General features: G+C 73.5%; 12 protein-coding genes. 9 read left to right on the forward strand and 3 right to left on the reverse strand.

Going from position 1 to position 15,349, the window contains the following annotated elements; translation table 11 throughout:
* On the forward strand, nt 1-569 hold a 569-nt coding region (locus ACWERV_RS24990; RefSeq protein ID WP_452936845.1), incomplete at its 5' end, for an RNA polymerase sigma factor.
* Nucleotides 570-578: 9 nt separating this feature from the next.
* Nucleotides 579-1,661 (forward strand): hypothetical protein, encoded by a 1,083-nt coding sequence (locus tag ACWERV_RS24995; RefSeq protein ID WP_452936847.1) that lies wholly within the window; start codon nt 579-581, stop codon nt 1,659-1,661.
* A 147-nt stretch (nt 1,662-1,808) separates the two neighbouring features.
* Here ACWERV_RS24995 and ACWERV_RS25000 read toward each other — a convergent pair whose 3' ends face one another.
* Nucleotides 1,809-2,744, reverse strand: coding sequence for a L,D-transpeptidase family protein (locus ACWERV_RS25000; RefSeq protein WP_452936850.1), 936 nt, complete (start codon nt 2,742-2,744; stop codon nt 1,809-1,811).
* 252 nt (nt 2,745-2,996) lie between these two features.
* Here ACWERV_RS25000 and ACWERV_RS25005 point away from each other — a divergent pair, with 252 nt between their 5' ends.
* Nucleotides 2,997-4,577, forward strand: coding sequence for an acyl-CoA mutase large subunit family protein (locus ACWERV_RS25005; protein ID WP_452936853.1), 1,581 nt, complete (start codon nt 2,997-2,999; stop codon nt 4,575-4,577).
* A 3-nt stretch (nt 4,578-4,580) separates the two neighbouring features.
* Here the strand turns inward: ACWERV_RS25005 and ACWERV_RS25010 are convergent, their stop codons facing one another.
* Both ACWERV_RS25010 and ACWERV_RS25015 read right to left on the reverse strand, forming a co-directional pair.
* Nucleotides 4,581-5,939, reverse strand: coding sequence for a polysialyltransferase family glycosyltransferase (locus ACWERV_RS25010; RefSeq protein ID WP_452936856.1), 1,359 nt, complete (start codon nt 5,937-5,939; stop codon nt 4,581-4,583).
* The gene (locus ACWERV_RS25015; protein ID WP_452936859.1) at nt 5,939-6,934 is read right to left on the reverse strand and encodes a glycosyltransferase family 2 protein; all 996 of its coding nucleotides are present in this window, start codon (nt 6,932-6,934) and stop codon (nt 5,939-5,941) included. The genes ACWERV_RS25010 and ACWERV_RS25015 overlap by 1 nt, the downstream gene beginning before the upstream one ends.
* Before the next feature lie 186 nt (nt 6,935-7,120).
* Between ACWERV_RS25015 and ACWERV_RS25020 the strand changes: the two genes are divergently transcribed.
* The 6 genes from ACWERV_RS25020 to ACWERV_RS25045 all read left to right on the forward strand — a co-directional run bounded on the left by ACWERV_RS25020 (nt 7,121) and on the right by ACWERV_RS25045 (nt 15,321).
* Nucleotides 7,121-8,419 (forward strand): DUF6716 putative glycosyltransferase, encoded by a 1,299-nt coding sequence (locus tag ACWERV_RS25020; protein ID WP_452936861.1) that lies wholly within the window; start codon nt 7,121-7,123, stop codon nt 8,417-8,419.
* Between the two features lie 412 nt (nt 8,420-8,831).
* Complete coding sequence (locus ACWERV_RS25025; RefSeq protein ID WP_452936865.1) at nt 8,832-10,031, forward strand: cytidylyltransferase domain-containing protein; 1,200 nt, start codon at nt 8,832-8,834, stop codon at nt 10,029-10,031.
* Nucleotides 10,032-10,082: 51 nt separating this feature from the next.
* Nucleotides 10,083-11,042 carry an N-acetylneuraminate synthase family protein gene (locus ACWERV_RS25030; protein WP_452936868.1) on the forward strand — a complete coding sequence of 320 codons (960 nt, stop codon included), beginning with the start codon at nt 10,083-10,085 and terminating at the stop codon, nt 11,040-11,042.
* A 73-nt stretch (nt 11,043-11,115) separates the two neighbouring features.
* Entirely contained in the window at nt 11,116-12,255 is a 1,140-nt protein-coding gene (locus ACWERV_RS25035) for a hypothetical protein (RefSeq protein ID WP_452936871.1), read from the forward strand.
* A 199-nt stretch (nt 12,256-12,454) separates the two neighbouring features.
* The gene (locus ACWERV_RS25040) at nt 12,455-13,993 is read left to right on the forward strand and encodes a glycosyltransferase (RefSeq protein WP_452936874.1); all 1,539 of its coding nucleotides are present in this window, start codon (nt 12,455-12,457) and stop codon (nt 13,991-13,993) included.
* Between the two features lie 143 nt (nt 13,994-14,136).
* The gene (locus ACWERV_RS25045; RefSeq protein ID WP_398184912.1) at nt 14,137-15,321 is read left to right on the forward strand and encodes a M20 family metallopeptidase; all 1,185 of its coding nucleotides are present in this window, start codon (nt 14,137-14,139) and stop codon (nt 15,319-15,321) included.
* The last annotated feature ends 28 nt before the right edge of the window (nt 15,322-15,349 follow it).

The raw sequence follows: 15,349 nt of genomic DNA on the forward strand, positions 1-15,349 counted from the left end.
CGGGCGAGGCCGAGGACGTCGCGTCCGAGGCGTGGCTCCAGATAGCCCGTGACCTGCCCAACTACCGCGGCGGCAGCGGGTCGATACGCGGCTGGGCGGCGCGAATCGCCCGCAACCGCGCGCTGGACCACATCCGTGCGCGGGCCCGTCGGCCGGTCGCCGGCGGCGGGGTGGACGACCTGGTGCAGATGCCGGACCGGTCGGACACGGCCGGGGAGGCGCTGGACGCGGTCGCGACCGACCGGGCGCTCGCGGCGATAGCGGCGTTGCCGCGGGAGCAGGCGGAAGCGGTGCTGCTGCGGGTGGTGATGGGACTCGATTCAACCAGTGCGGCAAGAGTGCTCGGGAAACGGGCCGGATCGGTGAGAATGGCGACTCACCGCGGGCTGCGGCGGCTCGCCGAGATCCTGGACTACACCGACGAGGGGGGCGGGGAGGGCTACCGGGACGGCGAGGGGGACGAGGACGGCGGGAGCGACGGCGAGGAGGGCCGGCGTGGCGTCCCCGGGCAGCGGCCGGCGGACCGGCAGAACGCGGATGTGACGTTTTCCGCGTCCAAGGCGCTGTGAGGGAGTGGGATGAGCGACAACACGCGACGTGACACCGCATCCACCGACCTGCCCCACCCGGCCCGTCACCCCTACCGGGCCCGGCGGTACGAGCACCGCCCGGCGGTCTACCCCGTGCCGCGCCCCGAGCGCCGCGGCACGGCCGTCCGCGGCCAGACCTGGCCCGACGCCCGCACCGCCGAGACCCTGCTCGACGGCGGCAGCACCACCGCGCCGACCGGTGTGCCCGCCGACCGCCTGGTGCGGCTGCTCAGCGCCGCCCGCGAGGTGGGCCCCGTGCTCGACCCGGCCCGTGAGGCCGCCGCGCTCGCCGCCTTCCGCAGCGCGGTCGCCGGGCGGGCCGCGACCGGGGAGACGCCGCGGCCGGGGCGGCTGGCCGCGCTGCGTGCCGCGTTCGCGGTGCGCAGGCCGCGGGTGATGGCGGCCGCGGTCGTCTCGGCGCTCGCGCTCGGCGGGGTCGTGGTCGGCATGGCCGCGGCCGCCCGCTCGCTGGCCCCCGGCGGCGCGGGCACCAGCCCGCTGGAGACCCGCCCGCCCGCGGCCGTCTCGCCCGACGGCGGGCGGCTGGGCCCGTGGACCGCGGGCCCCACCACGCGCTTCCCGGCGCCGCGCGCCACCGGCACCCCGCAGCGTGAGCACGACACCGGCCGTACCGTCCGCGGCTGCCGCGGCGCCCCCGCCCCCGCCCCCTGCCGCACCGACGCGGGCACGGGCGACGGCTCCCGTACGGGCGGCCACGGCCGGGGCACCCACCGGGGGAGCGGCCAGGGCAACGGACAAGGCAACGAGCAGGGCAACGACAACGACCAGGGGAACGACCGGGACGGCGGGGGCGGGTACTCCCGCGGGGACGGCTGGAACTCCTGGGGCGAACGCGTCGACGCGCCGCAGTCACCCGAGACGTACGGTGCGCCGGACCACGGCCAGGACCCCTCCGCGGCGCATCCCGCCGGGGGTGCCGGGGGCGCCGGGGGACAGGCCACCGCGGACCGGCCCGACCAGGGCGACCGCGCCGGGCGCCCGCCCGGCAGCGCGGGCTCCCGCACCACCCGTCCCGGACACCGCTCCCCGTCCCGCCCGCCGGGCAGGTGACACTTCTGACGGCCCGTGCGCTGTAGGGAGTAAGGCCGACTGGTCATCGGCCCCGATGACCCCGGTTCTCCCCGTACCGGGGTCGGACACGGAGCGCGGCCGGGCGCATTCCCCCTGCCCGGCCGCGCTCCTCCGCCTGCTCGCGGGTCACCAGTAGACGACGACCTTGTCGCCCACCTTGACCTCGTCGAAGAGCTTGGAGATCGCCGCCTTGTCGCGGACGTTCACACAGCCGTGGGAGGCGCCCGCGTAGCCGCGCGCCGCGAAGTCCGAGGAGTAGTGCACGGCCTGGCCGCCGCTGAAGAACATCGCGAACGGCATCGACGTGTGGTAGATCGTCGAGACGTGGTCGCGGCTCTTGGAGTTCACGTGGAAGAGGCCCTCGCGGGTCGGCGTGTACTGCGACCCGAAGCGGACGTCCATGGTGGCCTGCACCTTGCCGTCGACGACCCACGACAGCGTGCGGGTGGTCTTGCTGATGCACAGCGCGCGGCCGGTCATGCAGCGCGCGTCCAGCTTCTGCGCGGGCTTGGCCGGGGCCGGCGGGTACAGCTCCTTGTGCGTCGGCGTGTGCGTCAGCGACGTGAGCTTGGACCATGTGGTCTCGGTGACGCTGGTGCCGCTGCCCGACAGGCCGTGCCGCTCCTGGAAGTCGCTCACCGCGTGCTCGGTCACGGTGCCGTAGAAGCCCGTGGGGTTGCGGGAGAAGAAGTGCAGCTGACCCAGCCGGGCCTGCAGCTCGCGGACCTTCGCGCTGGTCTGGCCCGACGCCATCAGGGCGGCGGGCTGCGCGGGGGCCTTCGTGGCGGGGGTCTGCGAGGGCTTCGGCGCCGTGGTCGTGGGCGCCGTCGTCGTGGTGGGCGGTGTCGTCGGCGCGGCCTCGGACGTGGCGGGCGCGGCGGTGGTCGCCGGGTCGGACACCGACGCCGTCGCGGACGCCGACGGCTTGCCGTTCGCGTCGCTGCCGTCCGGACCGCACGCGCTGAGCAGTGCGGCGGCGAGCGCCGCTCCGGCCGCCGCCGTCATCGGCACCGACATCCGCCGTCGTCTGCCGCTGCTGCCTCTGCCTATACCTGTCGACATCGCTGGTTATCCCCTTGATCAGCCGTTGTGCCCGCATAGACACGTATCCGGCGCGCACGGTTCCACCGCTCCGGGCCGCGGACTCCGTACTGTGAGGAAGGTCCCAGCTCGCGGCGCTGCGCCCCGTGCGGGCCCGCCACTACAGTCCGTGTCGGTAACTTCGCCGGTTCGCGCCGGTCCGCAAACATCCACCCCACCCCTATTCGTTCATCCCGGTTGTTTCAGCCCTTGAGTACAGCGGAGGCGTGCAGCATGACGCGCGAGTCGGAGAGCGGCCTGCCGATCGAACCCGTCTACGGCCCGGAGGCGCTGGCCGGCTGGGACCCGGCCGAGCGGCTGGGGCAGCCCGGCGGCTACCCGTACACCCGCGGGGTCTACCCCTCGATGTACACCGGGCGGCCCTGGACGATGCGGCAGTACGCGGGCTTCGGCACCGCGTCGGAGTCCAACGCGCGCTACAAGCAGCTCATCGCCAACGGCACCATGGGCCTGTCCGTCGCCTTCGACCTGCCCACCCAGATGGGCCACGACTCCGACGCGCCGCTCGCGCACGGCGAGGTCGGCAAGGTCGGCGTCGCGATCGACTCGATCGACGACATGCGGGTGCTCTTCGACGGCATCCCGCTGGACAAGGTGTCCACGTCGATGACCATCAACGCGCCCGCGGCCCTCCTGCTGCTGCTCTACCAGCTCGTCGGCGAGGAGCAGGGGGTCCCGGCCGGCAAGCTCACCGGCACGATCCAGAACGACGTGCTCAAGGAGTACATCGCGCGCGGGACGTACATCTTCCCGCCCAAGCCGTCGCTGCGGCTCATCGCGGACATCTTCGCGTACTGCAAGGCCGAGATCCCGAAGTGGAACACCATCTCGATCTCCGGCTACCACATGGCCGAGGCCGGGGCCTCGCCCGCGCAGGAGATCGCCTTCACGCTCGCCGACGGCATCGAGTACGTGCGCACCGCGATCGCCGCCGGGATGGACGTGGACGACTTCGCGCCGCGGCTGTCCTTCTTCTTCGTCTCGCGCACCACGATCCTGGAGGAGGTCGCGAAATTCCGCGCCGCCCGGCGGATCTGGGCCCGCGTGATGCGCGAGGAGTTCGGCGCGAAGAACCCCAAGTCGCTGATGCTGCGCTTCCACACCCAGACCGCGGGCGTCCAGCTCACCGCGCAGCAGCCCGAGGTCAACCTGGTGCGCGTCGCCGTCCAGGGCCTGGCCGCGGTGCTCGGCGGCACGCAGTCGCTGCACACCAACTCCTTCGACGAGGCCATCGCGCTGCCCACCGACAAGTCCGCGCGGCTGGCCCTGCGCACCCAGCAGGTGCTCGCGTACGAGACGGACGTCACCGCGACCGTCGATCCCTTCGCGGGCTCCTACGTCGTCGAGAAGCTCACCGACGACGTCGAGGCCGCCGCCCTCGACCTCATGGCCCGCGTCGAGGACCTCGGCGGCGCGGTCGCCGCGATCGAGCACGGTTTCCAGAAGTCCGAGATCGAGCGCAACGCGTACCGCATCGCCCTGGAGACGGACTCCGGCGAGCGCGTCGTCGTCGGCGTCAACCGCTTCAAGCTCGACGAGGAGGAGCCGTACGAGCCGCTGCGCGTCGATCCGGCGATCGAGGCACGCCAGGCCGCGCGGCTCACCGCCCTCCGCGCCGAGCGCGACTCCGCCGCGGTGGACGCGGCGCTGGCCGCGCTCCAGAAGGCGGCGGGCGGCACGGAGAACGTCCTCTACCCCATGCGGGACGCGCTGCGCGCCCGCGCGACGGTGGGCGAGGTGTGCGACGCGCTCCGCGCGGTGTGGGGCACATACGTGCCGTCGGACACGTTCTAGGCGCTAGGAGCGTGCCCTCTTGCGCAAGGCGCGCGCCCGGCGCGCCACGCGGCGGACGACGCGGTTGCGCGGGACGAACGAGAGCTTGGCTGGCACGCCTCCCGGCAGGCCCAGCGAGGTCAGGCGGCGGCGCTTGAAGTAGGGCCACGTCCGCTTCGTGAGGTTCGCGGCGAGCCATTGCGCCACCTCGTCCCGCAGGTGCGGGTACGCCGCGGACTGCATGCAGAAGCCGACCGCGCGGATCAGCGGGGTGAGGTCGGCGGCGACGGACTCCGGGGTGGGCGGGGTCCAGGACCGTACGGCCGCCGGGGCGGCGAGGTCGGGCAGCAGGGCGTGGACGATCGTGACGGGCACCCGGTTGCTGTTCTGGTACGGCGAGAGCCGTTCGAGCAGCAGGCCCGTGCCGGTGCGGGCGACGGGGATGCCGTAGAGGGCGGACGCGGTGAGCAGCGCGGTGGAGAAGCAGCCGACGACGAGCGCGGGGCGGGCCTTCTGGTAGACGACCTCGGCCAGTACGGGCGTGTCGAGCACCGTCAGCCGGCAGCCGAGCCGTTCGGCCTCGGCGGCCAGCGGCTCGGTCCAGCTCGCGGGCGCGGTGGGGTGCGGCTTGAAGACGATGTCCTGGTGGCCGAGCGCGGCGGCGCCGCGCACCATCGCCAGGTGCAGTTCCTCCTCCTCGCGCACGCTGAGGATGCCGAGCGCGGACAGGTACTGGCCGAGCAGCAGCGCGGCGCCCTGCGGGAGGCCGGTGAGGGCGTCGGCGTCGGCGGAGGCCTCCGCGACCTCCTGGAGGACCTTGGTGAATTCGGCACCGGGCACGATCCGCGGCTCGACGCCGAACTCGCTGAGCAGCAGCGGCCGCAGGCCGGGCACGAGGTCGAGGTGCAGCAGCCGGTCGATGCGGGTGTCGACGAGCAGGCCGAGCTTGTTGCGCGTCGGGCCGTACGACATGAGGCCGTCGGCGTAGACGGTGATGGGCGCGCCGGTGAAGACCTGGGCGAAGGCCAGCGACGGCGGGACCTGGATGGACTCGACGACCAGCTCGACGTCGTCGGCCCCGAGGTCCCACAGCGTCCGCACGTACCGCTCCCACATGGGGATCTCGTTGACGCGCGGGGTCCAGCCGCCCGGGTGCAGCGGGCTGACGAAGGCGTTCCACGAGACCAGCCGGTCGAAGCGGGAGCGCAGGGCGGCGAAGCCGGGCGCCTCGTCGAGGGCGGGCTGTGTCTCGGGGACGGAGGCGTTGTTGCTGACCACGAGGATGCGGCGGTCGGCGGGCGGGAGGGTGCCGGCGTCGATAGCGGCGGCGAGCGTCGCGGCCCCGTAGAGGGTGGACGCCATGAGCAGCTGGGTGGTGGCCATCACGCGGCCGCCGTTCCGTTGCCGGTGCTGCCGGATCCGCCGCCGGAGCGCCACCGCAACCGGCGGATTTTCGTGCTGCGTTCGATATCCATCGCGTCCAGGACCGCGTTGAGCGTATCGGCGGGGAGCCGGCCGAGAGCGGCGGCGCTCACCGACTTCAGACGGCGTGCGACGGCGGGCTCGAAGCGGTCTATCTGTTCCAGGTGGAAAATGATGAGGGCGCAGAACTGCCGGATCGCTTTCGGCAGGTAGCGCTCGCCTTCGGGGTCCTTCGCGAGCATGTCGAAGACGAGTTCGCAGGAGCGGACGAAATCGAGTTGGCGCTCGTCGCCGATACGGGTGAGCGACGTGGTCACATCACGCCGGTAATGCATCCCGAGCAGGCTCGCGACGCCCACGGACCCGGCATTGAGGTGCATCCGCCACGCCCACAGCCGGTCCTCGGCGGTGCGCAGCTCCTCGGGCATGCGCAGCAGGCCGTTGTCCACGGTGCGCCGGTGGTAGGCGCCGAAGGGCAGGTTGGGGTAGTCCACGAGCGAGGGCCGCTCGGCCGGCAGGATGCAGTCGCGCGGCGCGAGCACCGCGCCGCGGCGGCCGTGCGGGGCCCGGACGATCTCCCGGTTGGCGCCCGTGCACTTGACGTGGTCGGTGCGCAGGAAGTCGACGTCCAGCCGCTCCATGGCGTGCACGAGCTGGTCCAGATAGCCGGGCGCCATCCAGTCGTCGCCGTCCATGAAGGTCAGGTACGTGCCTTCGGAGGCCTCGATCCCGGCGTTGCGCAGGGCGGAGACACCGCCGTGGTCGCGTCGCAGGACGCGTGCGCCGGGCAGGGTCCGCGCCCCTTCTTCGAGCAGCTGCGGCGTCTGGTCCGAGGACCCGTCGTCCATCAGCAGGAACTCGTAATCCGGACGGTTGTTCGCACGCAGACTCTTGAGTGCGTCGGGCACGAATTGCTGCACGTTGTAGAACGTCACGATGACGGAGAGCTTGACCACCCGATGAATCCTATGGTCTTGCCGCGCGGGGTACTTGGCGGCCGGGGAACGTTTGGGTAAACGGAAAATGTCCAACCGGTGATGCCGCTGATCGGAAGCCCTCCGTGCAAAGTAGCGGCATTCTGTTTACCTCCCGTTGTCCTTCGATTCGTCAATTCCACCCGCCCGCTTCCTACTGTCGGCGCTGTGCCAACACGTACGTCAGGCCCGCTGCGGGTCACTGTGATCGCCGATTCGGACACCCGGTGGAAATGGGGCGCGCTCGTGGCGCGCCGGATCGACCCGGACGCCCGGCTCGACGCGCGCCTGCTGCGTGGCCGCGCCACCCCCACGCCCCGCCAGCTCGCCGAACTCGGCATCCCCGCCGACACGATGGTCGAGCGCACCGCCGCGGAGATCCTCGCCGAGACCAGCGCCGACACCTGCGACGTCGTCGTCGTCTCCTGCGTCGGCGGCACCTGCCAGGCGCTGCTGCACGGCTTCAACCACGTCTGGGCGGGCCGCTCCCGGCGCCCCGTCGTCGTGACCGGATACGTCGGCGTCGTCTACGAGAAGCTCGCCGACGGCCTGCTGCTGCGGGCCGGCGCCGACGTCGTCCTGGCCAACAGCGCCGACGACGCCCGCCGTTTCCGGGACGTCTACGCGGGCGTCGGCCACCGCACCGGCAGCATCGTCGAGACCGCGCTGCCCTTCCTCGGCGGCGACCGCTACACACCCGACGAGACACGGCCCTTCACCGTCACCTTCGCCGTCCAGCCGTCCGTGCCCGACAGCCGCAAGGACCGGCTGCACCTGCTGCGCCGCGCCGTCGCCCACGCCCGGCTGCACCCGCGCCGCGACGTGCTCGTCAAGCTGCGCAGCAAACCCGGCGAGCACACCACCCACATCGAGGAGCAGCCCTACCAGAAGCTGGTGGCCGACCTCGATCCGCCGGACAACCTGCGCCTGGTCTACGGCAACATGGCCGAGGTCCTGGACCGCACCGACCTGCTCGTGACGGTCAGTTCGACCGCCGCGCTCGAATCGCTGCACCGCGGCATACCCACGGCGGTGCTCACCGACCTCGGCATCCGCGAGTCCCTCGGCAACCACCACTTCCTCGGCTCCGGCTGCTACGCCTCGTGGGACGAACTGGACGATGGGCACCTGCCGCGGGCGTCCGCGGAATGGACGTCCACGCACGGGGTCGACGGCGCCGCGCCGTACGCGGCCCTGCGCGGCCGGGTCGCCGCCCTCCTGGAGGAGGAGTCCCTCCCCCCGCTGGAGCCGTACTACACGCTGCGCACCGCGCCGGGTTACCTCCCCGGCGTCCTCGCCCGGCACGGCCTGGACCCCACCGGCGAGCCCGTCGCGGGCTTCGCCCCGCGCGAGGCGGGGCCCGTGCGGGCGGCGGTGCGCGAGTTCGTCCGCAACTCCGCGCGCACTGCCTACCGGCAGGGGGTTCAGCGGGTGGCCCCCGCCATCCGCCGCTGGGGGCAGCTGTGACCTCACTACTGCGTAGGGCGGTGGGGCGCGCCCCGGGGCCGCGGCTGCGCCGCCGGGCGAGCGTTTTTCAGGGGCGCGGGGAACTGCGCGAGCAACCACCCACCGGCCTGTGGTCCGGGAACGACAGCGACTGCCCCTTTCGGTCGGTGACTACCCGCGCCCCGGTGGGGCTTGGTCGCGCAGTTCCCCGCGCCCCTAAAAACGCTCGCCCGGCGGCGTCGAGGCGCCCTGAAAACGCTCGCCCGGCGGCGTCGAGGCGCCCTGAAAACGCGCGCCCGGCGGCGTCGAGGCGCCCTGAAAACGCTCGCCCGGCGGGGGCGAGGCGCCCCGAAGACGCTCGCCCGGCGGGGGCGGGATGCCCCGAGAACGCAAGCCCGTGCGGCATGCACACCCTCACGACAGGAGTCACCTCATGAGCACCGAGCGGAGCGTTCTCGCCGTCATCCCCGCGCGCGGGGGCTCGAAGGGGGTGCCCGGGAAGAACCTCGCTCCGGTCGGCGGCGTGCCCCTCATCGCCCGGACGGTCGAGGCGTGCCGCCGGGCCCGCCGGGTCACCGGCGTGGTCGTGTCGACGGACGACCCGTCGATCGCCGAGGCCGCCCGTACCGCCGGTGCCGACGTCGTGCTGCGCCCGGCCGCGATCGCCGGGGACACCGCGACGAGCGAGGCCGCGGTGCTGCACGCGATGGACGCGTACGAGGCGATGACCTCCGCGGAGCCGGGCAGCACCGAGGTGGTGCTGCTCGTGCAGTGCACCAGCCCGTTCATCACGGCGGAGGAGATCGACGGCGTCGTGGCCGCGGTCACCGAGGGCGGCGCCGACACCGCGCACACCGTCGCGCCCTTCCACGGCTTCATCTGGCGCGAGGGCGCGGACGAGGGCGCCTCCGCGTACGGCGTGAACCACGACAAGGCCACCCGTCCCCGCCGTCAGGACCGCCCGCAGGACCTGCTGGAGACGGGGACGGCGTACGCGATGCGCGCGGCCGGTTTCCGGGCCGCGGGCCACCGCTTCTTCGGGCGTACCGCGCTGGTGCGCACCGACCCCGCGAAGGTGCTGGAGATCGACGAGCCCGCCGATCTCGCGCGCGCCCGCGCCCTGGCCCCGCTGCTCGACCCGACGGCGGCCACCCCGACCTGCGACGACGTCGACGCGGTCGTACTGGACTTCGACGGCACCCAGACCGACGACCGGGTGCTGATCGATGCGGACGGACATGAGGCCGTCACCGTGCACCGCGGTGACGGGCTCGGGATCGCGGCCCTGCGCCGCGCGGGACTCCCCGTGCTCATCCTGTCCACCGAGACCAACCCGGTCGTCGCCGCACGGGCGCGCAAGCTCAACGTGCCCGTCCTGCACGGCATCGACCGCAAGGACCTCGCGCTCAAGCAGTGGTGCGAGGAGAACGGCATCGCGCCCGAGCGGGTGCTCTACGCCGGCAACGACGTCAACGACCTGCCGTGCTTCGGCCTGGTCGGCTGGCCGGTGGCCGTCGCGGGAGCGCACGACGTCGTACGGGCCGCCGCCCGTGCGATCACCACGGCCGAGGGCGGCCACGGCGCGATCCGCGAGATCGCCGCATGGCTCCTCGGTCCCACTCTGGCCCGCTGACCCGGCCATCACACCCCTGATCCAGTCCCGAAACCCCCTAAGGAACCACCCGTGAACTCTCCTCTCGCTTCCCTCCCGGCCAACCTCCGCAAGGTCGGCTCGCGCCACATCGGCAACGGCCAGCCCGTGTACATCACCGGCGAGATCGGCATCAACCACAACGGCGACCTGGAGAACGCGTTCGCGCTGATCGACGCGGCCGTGGCCGCGGGCTGCGACGCCGTCAAGTTCCAGAAGCGGACGCCGGAGATCTGCACCCCGCGCGACCAGTGGGACATCGAGCGCGACACCCCCTGGGGCCGGATGACGTACATCGACTACCGCCACCGTGTGGAGTTCGACGAGGCCGGTTACCGGGCGATCGACGAGTACTGCCGCAAGCGCGGCATCGACTGGTTCGCGTCCCCGTGGGACGTCGAGTCGGTCGCCTTCCTGGAGCAGTACGACGTGCCCGCGCACAAGGTCGCGTCCGCGTGCCTGACCGACGACGACCTGCTGCGCGCGCTGCGCGCGACCGGCCGCACGGTGATCCTGTCCACCGGCATGTCCACGCCCCGCCAGATCCGGCACGCGGTGGAGGTGCTCGGCAGCGACAACATCGTGCTCTGCCACGCCACCTCGACCTACCCGGCCAAGCACGAGGAGCTCAACCTGCGGATGATCAACACCCTGCAGACCGAGTACCCGAACGTGCCCGTCGGCTACAGCGGCCACGAGGTCGGCCTGCAGACCACGCTCGCCGCGGTCGCGCTCGGTGCCGTCTTCGTCGAGCGGCACATCACCCTGGACCGCGCCATGTGGGGCTCCGACCAGGCCGCGTCCGTCGAGTCGCAGGGCCTGGAGCGGCTCGTCCGCGACATCCGCATCATCGAGACCTCGCTCGGCGACGGCGTCAAGAAGGTCTACGACGGCGAGCTGGGCCCGATGAAGAAGCTGCGCCGCGTCGCCGGTGTCGTCGCCGAGGCGGAGGCGGCCGAGGAGGCCGGGGCCGACGCCACCGCGTCCGTCTGACGCGCGGCCGAGCGCCCACGACAGAGCACCCAGAGCACCGAGCGAGCACCGAGGACACGAGGACTTCGAGGACATGGACGAGTCGAGGACGACCGCCACCCCCGCCTCCGCCGGCCGCGCCCCCGCGCCCCATCCGGGCCACGGGACGGTCGCGCTGGTCGAGTCACCCGTGCAGCTGCTCAACGTCCTGGAGTGGGCGCACATACAGCCCGGCATCCCCGCCGCCCGGGAGGGCGACGGCGGCGGCACGGAAACCGGTACGGCGGTACGCGGGCGCGTGCCCGTCACCGTCGTCGTGCTCTCGCCCGCCGACCCCACCAGCCGCGGGCAGCTGCGGCGGATGGCGGAACTCGCCCGTGACGAGGGCCTGGCCGTGCGCTGGTTCGAGGCCCGCGGCAACCGCGGCGGGCTGCTGCGCACGGCGGTCGCGCTCGCGCCCACGCTGCTGCGGGTGCGGCGGCTCGTCATCGGCGACCCCTTCTCGCGGCTCGTGCAGGTGCTGCTGCCGCTGTGCCGGGCGAAGGAGCTGACCGTCGTCGACGACGGCACCGCCACGATGGAGTTCACCGCCATCCTCGAACGCGGCGGGCGGCTCGTGCGCTGGCACCGCAGCGGACGGCGCCGCTCGCCCGTCGAGGCGGCCTTCGGCGTCTTCGCGTCCGCCGCGCGGCGCCGCCTCACGCCGGGCGGGCGGCGGCGCGTCGAGTTGTTCAGCGCGATGCCCGCCACGCTGCCCGCCGGGATGGCCCGCACCGTCAACGCCTTCGCCTGGACCCGCGGCCGCTTCGGGCCGCCGCACGTGCTCGCCGGGACGGACCTCATCGGGACGTCGCTCGTCGAGACCGGTGTCGTCGATCCCGAGCACTACCTCGCGGTCGTCGCGGACCTCGCGGCGCGGCACGGTGCGAAACGGTACTTCGCGCACCGCAAGGAGGCGCAGGACAAGCTGCACCGGCTCGCCGCGCAGACGGGGCTGGAGATCGTGCGGCCCGACCTCCCGCTCGAACTCGTCGCCCGGCGCGGGCCCGCGGGGCGGGTGATCCTCTCCTTCCCGTCGACCGTCGTCCACACGCTGCCTCTCGTGCTGGCGGGCACGGGGGTGGACCTTCAGGTCGTCGACATCGACCCCGCCTGGCTCACGCCTGCGGCGGGCGACCGGGCGCACACGTTCCTCTCCGCGATCGCCTCCTCGGCGAAGTCGCCCGCGCCCTAGAACCGGGGGCGCGGGGAACTGCGCGCTCAGCCCCCACCGGGGGAAAGGGAACCGCCACCGCGCGCGGCAGCCCATGGGGCGGGCCCCGGGGGAGTTCGCCCCCGCGTAAGGGGGGCGTAACCTCGTGATCAACTCCGTAGGACAAGGTGCGGGAATGGCGGGATCTTTACGCGGGCCCGGGTCGGCGGACGTTCGGCCCATGACGGAGGAACCGTCGGAGCCCACCCTCACAGGCAAGCGCAGCGTCAGGCTGGCTGTCGTGACGAGCGGCGGGGTGGACGGGGACTCGCGGGCCCTGCGGGTGGCGGCCGCGGCGCGCGGCGCGGGGTATCACGTGACGCTGGTGGGCCAGGCGCCCGCCACCGTGCGGCTGCCCGGGGTGGACGTCCGGCAGGTCACCGTGCCGGGGGTGCTCGGCAACCACCGGGTGCGGCGGCCGCGGCCGGGGCTGCGCTGGCCGCTGGCGTACCGGAGCGCGGGCGCGTACGACCACCGCACGGTGCGGCTCGCGGCGGCCCGGCAGATGCTGATGACGCGGGCCGCGGAGCTGGTCGTGGTGCACCGCCCGCTGCCGCTGCTCGCGCTGGCCCGCTGCGGGCACACCGTGGCGTGGGTGCGGTACGGGGTGCGGGCGGGCTGGACGCGGATGCGCGCGGCGCAGTACGTGGCGGCGGTGCGGCGGCGGCGCAGTCCGGACGCGCGGCTGGACAACCTCATGACGGACGTGGCCCGGCTGGTGCTGGGCCGCAGGGCGTGGCGGCGGCTGGATCCGTCGCTGCTGGACGAGGAGGTCGCGTACGGGCCGGTGCTGGATTCGGTGCGCCCGCACCTGATCCACGCGCTGGGCCACCGCGCGCTGGGTGTGGCGATCCGGGCGGCGCTGCGCGCGGAGGGTTCGGGCCACCGGATCGAGGTGGTGTGGGACGCCCCGTCGCGTACGCCCGCGGCCTCCCGCCGGGCGAACGTCGCGGCGGACGCGCACGAGCGCACGTTCGCGGGGGAGGCGGACGGGGTCGTCACGGTCGGCCAGGGGCTGGCGCGCGAGCTGCGGGCCCGGCACCGGCTGGCGGCGACCCCGGCGGTGGTGCGCAACGCCCCGCCGCTGGCGGAGGGCCCGGCGGCGCATCCGAGCGGGGTGCGGGACCGCTGCCGGCTGGCGGCCGACGTGCCGCTGCTGGTGCACACGGGCCCGGTCGCCCCGGACCGCGGGCACGCGATCGTGGTCGAGGCGCTGCCGAAGCTGTACGACCTGCACGCGGCCTTCGTCGTCCCGGACCCGGAGCACCCGGCCCTGGCGCCGCTGCTGGACCGGGCGGCGCAGTTGGGCGTGCACGGGCGGCTGCACGTCCTGCCGTACGTGCCGGTCGCGGAGATCCCGGCGTTCCTGGCGACGGCGGACATCGGCGTGCTGCCGGTCCACAAGCTCCCGCACCACCAGCCGGTGCTGGCCACCCGCTACTTCGAGTACGCCCACGCCCGGCTGCCGGTGGTGGTGAGCGATGTGCGGGCGATGGCCGCGGCCACTCTCGAACTCGGCAACGGCGAGGTCTTCCGCTCCGGCGACACCGCGGACTTCGTGCGGGCGGTCGGCGCGGTCCTGACCAACCCGCGCCGCTACCGCAAGGCGTACGACCGGGTGGACGTGCTGCGCGAGTGGTCGTGGCAGACCGAGTCGGCGCCGCTGCTGGACCTGTACGCCCGGCTGCTGGGCCCCTTGGCGCGGAGAGCGGGAGGGTAGCCCCACCCCGTAACCCAAAAGGGTGGTCATACCCTCGCCGATGCCCGGGTATGCGCCGATCGGGCGACTTTTTCTCGGCCAGGGGCCCCGGATTTTGCCCGATCGGCCCGGCCGCGGGGCCCGGTGGGCCTACCCTGACTGAGGTGAACGAATCACCCTCAGCGCCGTCCGGTGCGCTGTCCGAAGAATTGCGCGACGAGCTCATCGCCTTCCGCCGGGATCTGCACCGGCATCCGGAGCTGAGTCGCCAGGAGTTCAGGACCACCGAGAAGGTCCGGGCCAGGCTGGAGGCGGCGGGGCTGCGGCCGCGCGTGCTGCCCGGCGGGACGGGTCTGGTGTGCGACATCGGTCCCGACCGGCCCGGCGGGCGGCTGGCGCTGCGGGCCGACCTGGACGCCCTTCCGGTGGCCGACCTCAAGGCCGTGCCGTACCGCTCGACCGCCGAGGGGCGGGCGCACGCGTGCGGGCACGACGTGCACACCACCGTCCTGCTCGGCAGCGGGCTGGTGCTCGCCGAACTGGAGCGGCAGGGGAAGCTGCCGCGCCCGGTGCGGCTGGTGTTCCAGGCCGCCGAGGAGGTCATGCCCGGCGGGGCGATCGACGCGGTGAAGGCCGGGGCGCTGGAGGGCGTCGAGCGGATCTTCGCGGTGCACTGCGACCCGAAGGTGGAGGTCGGCCGGATCGGCCTGCGGCAGGGCGCGATCACCTCGGCCGCCGACAAGCTGCTGCTGGCGCTGGACGGCCCCGGCGGGCACAGCGCCCGGCCGCACCTGACGACGGACCTGGTGATGGCCGCGGCCAAGCTCGCGACCGAGCTGCCGATGGTGCTGACCCGGCGGGTGGATCCGCGCGCGGGCCTGAGCATCGTGTGGGGCCGGATCCAGGCCGGGCACGCGGCGAACGTCATCCCGCAGCACGCGGAGCTGGAGGGCACCGTGCGCTGCCTGGACCTGGCGGCGTGGCACGACGCCCCGGACCTGGTGCACGAGGTGATCGACCAGGTCGCCTCGATGTACCGGGCCAAGGTCGAGATCACCTACCAGCGCGGGGTGCCGCCCACCGTCAACGAACCGGCCTCGACCGAGATGCTGCGGGACGCGATGACCGCGCGGTACGGTCTGCACGCGGTGGAGGACACCGAGCAGAGCCTCGGCGGGGAGGACTTCGCGTGGTATCTGGAGCAGGTTCCCGGAGCGCTCGCCCGGCTCGGGGTGCGGTCGCCCGGCGACACCGCGACCCACGATCTGCACCAGGGCGACTTCGACGCGGACGAGGGTGCGATCGACGTCGGTGTGAACCTCTTCACAGGGGTTGTGCTGCTGGCCTGACAGGGTGTGAAGCCCCGGTCACCGGGGC

It is taken from the genome of Streptomyces sp. NPDC004031 (genome assembly GCF_053604375.1).

Bases quoted from the DNA above. Each gene is read 5' to 3' on its own strand.
- ACWERV_RS25040 (WP_452936874.1), top strand. From the start codon at position 12,455: ATGACGGAGGAACCGTCGGAGCCCACCCTCACAGGCAAGCGCAGCGTC.
- ACWERV_RS25000 (WP_452936850.1), bottom strand. From the start codon at position 2,744: ATGTCGACAGGTATAGGCAGAGGCAGCAGCGGCAGACGACGGCGGATG.
- ACWERV_RS25035 (WP_452936871.1), top strand. From the start codon at position 11,116: ATGGACGAGTCGAGGACGACCGCCACCCCCGCCTCCGCCGGCCGCGCC.
- ACWERV_RS25005 (WP_452936853.1), top strand. From the start codon at position 2,997: ATGACGCGCGAGTCGGAGAGCGGCCTGCCGATCGAACCCGTCTACGGC.
- ACWERV_RS25010 (WP_452936856.1), bottom strand. From the start codon at position 5,939: ATGGCCACCACCCAGCTGCTCATGGCGTCCACCCTCTACGGGGCCGCG.
- ACWERV_RS24995 (WP_452936847.1), top strand. From the start codon at position 579: ATGAGCGACAACACGCGACGTGACACCGCATCCACCGACCTGCCCCAC.
- ACWERV_RS25025 (WP_452936865.1), top strand. From the start codon at position 8,832: ATGAGCACCGAGCGGAGCGTTCTCGCCGTCATCCCCGCGCGCGGGGGC.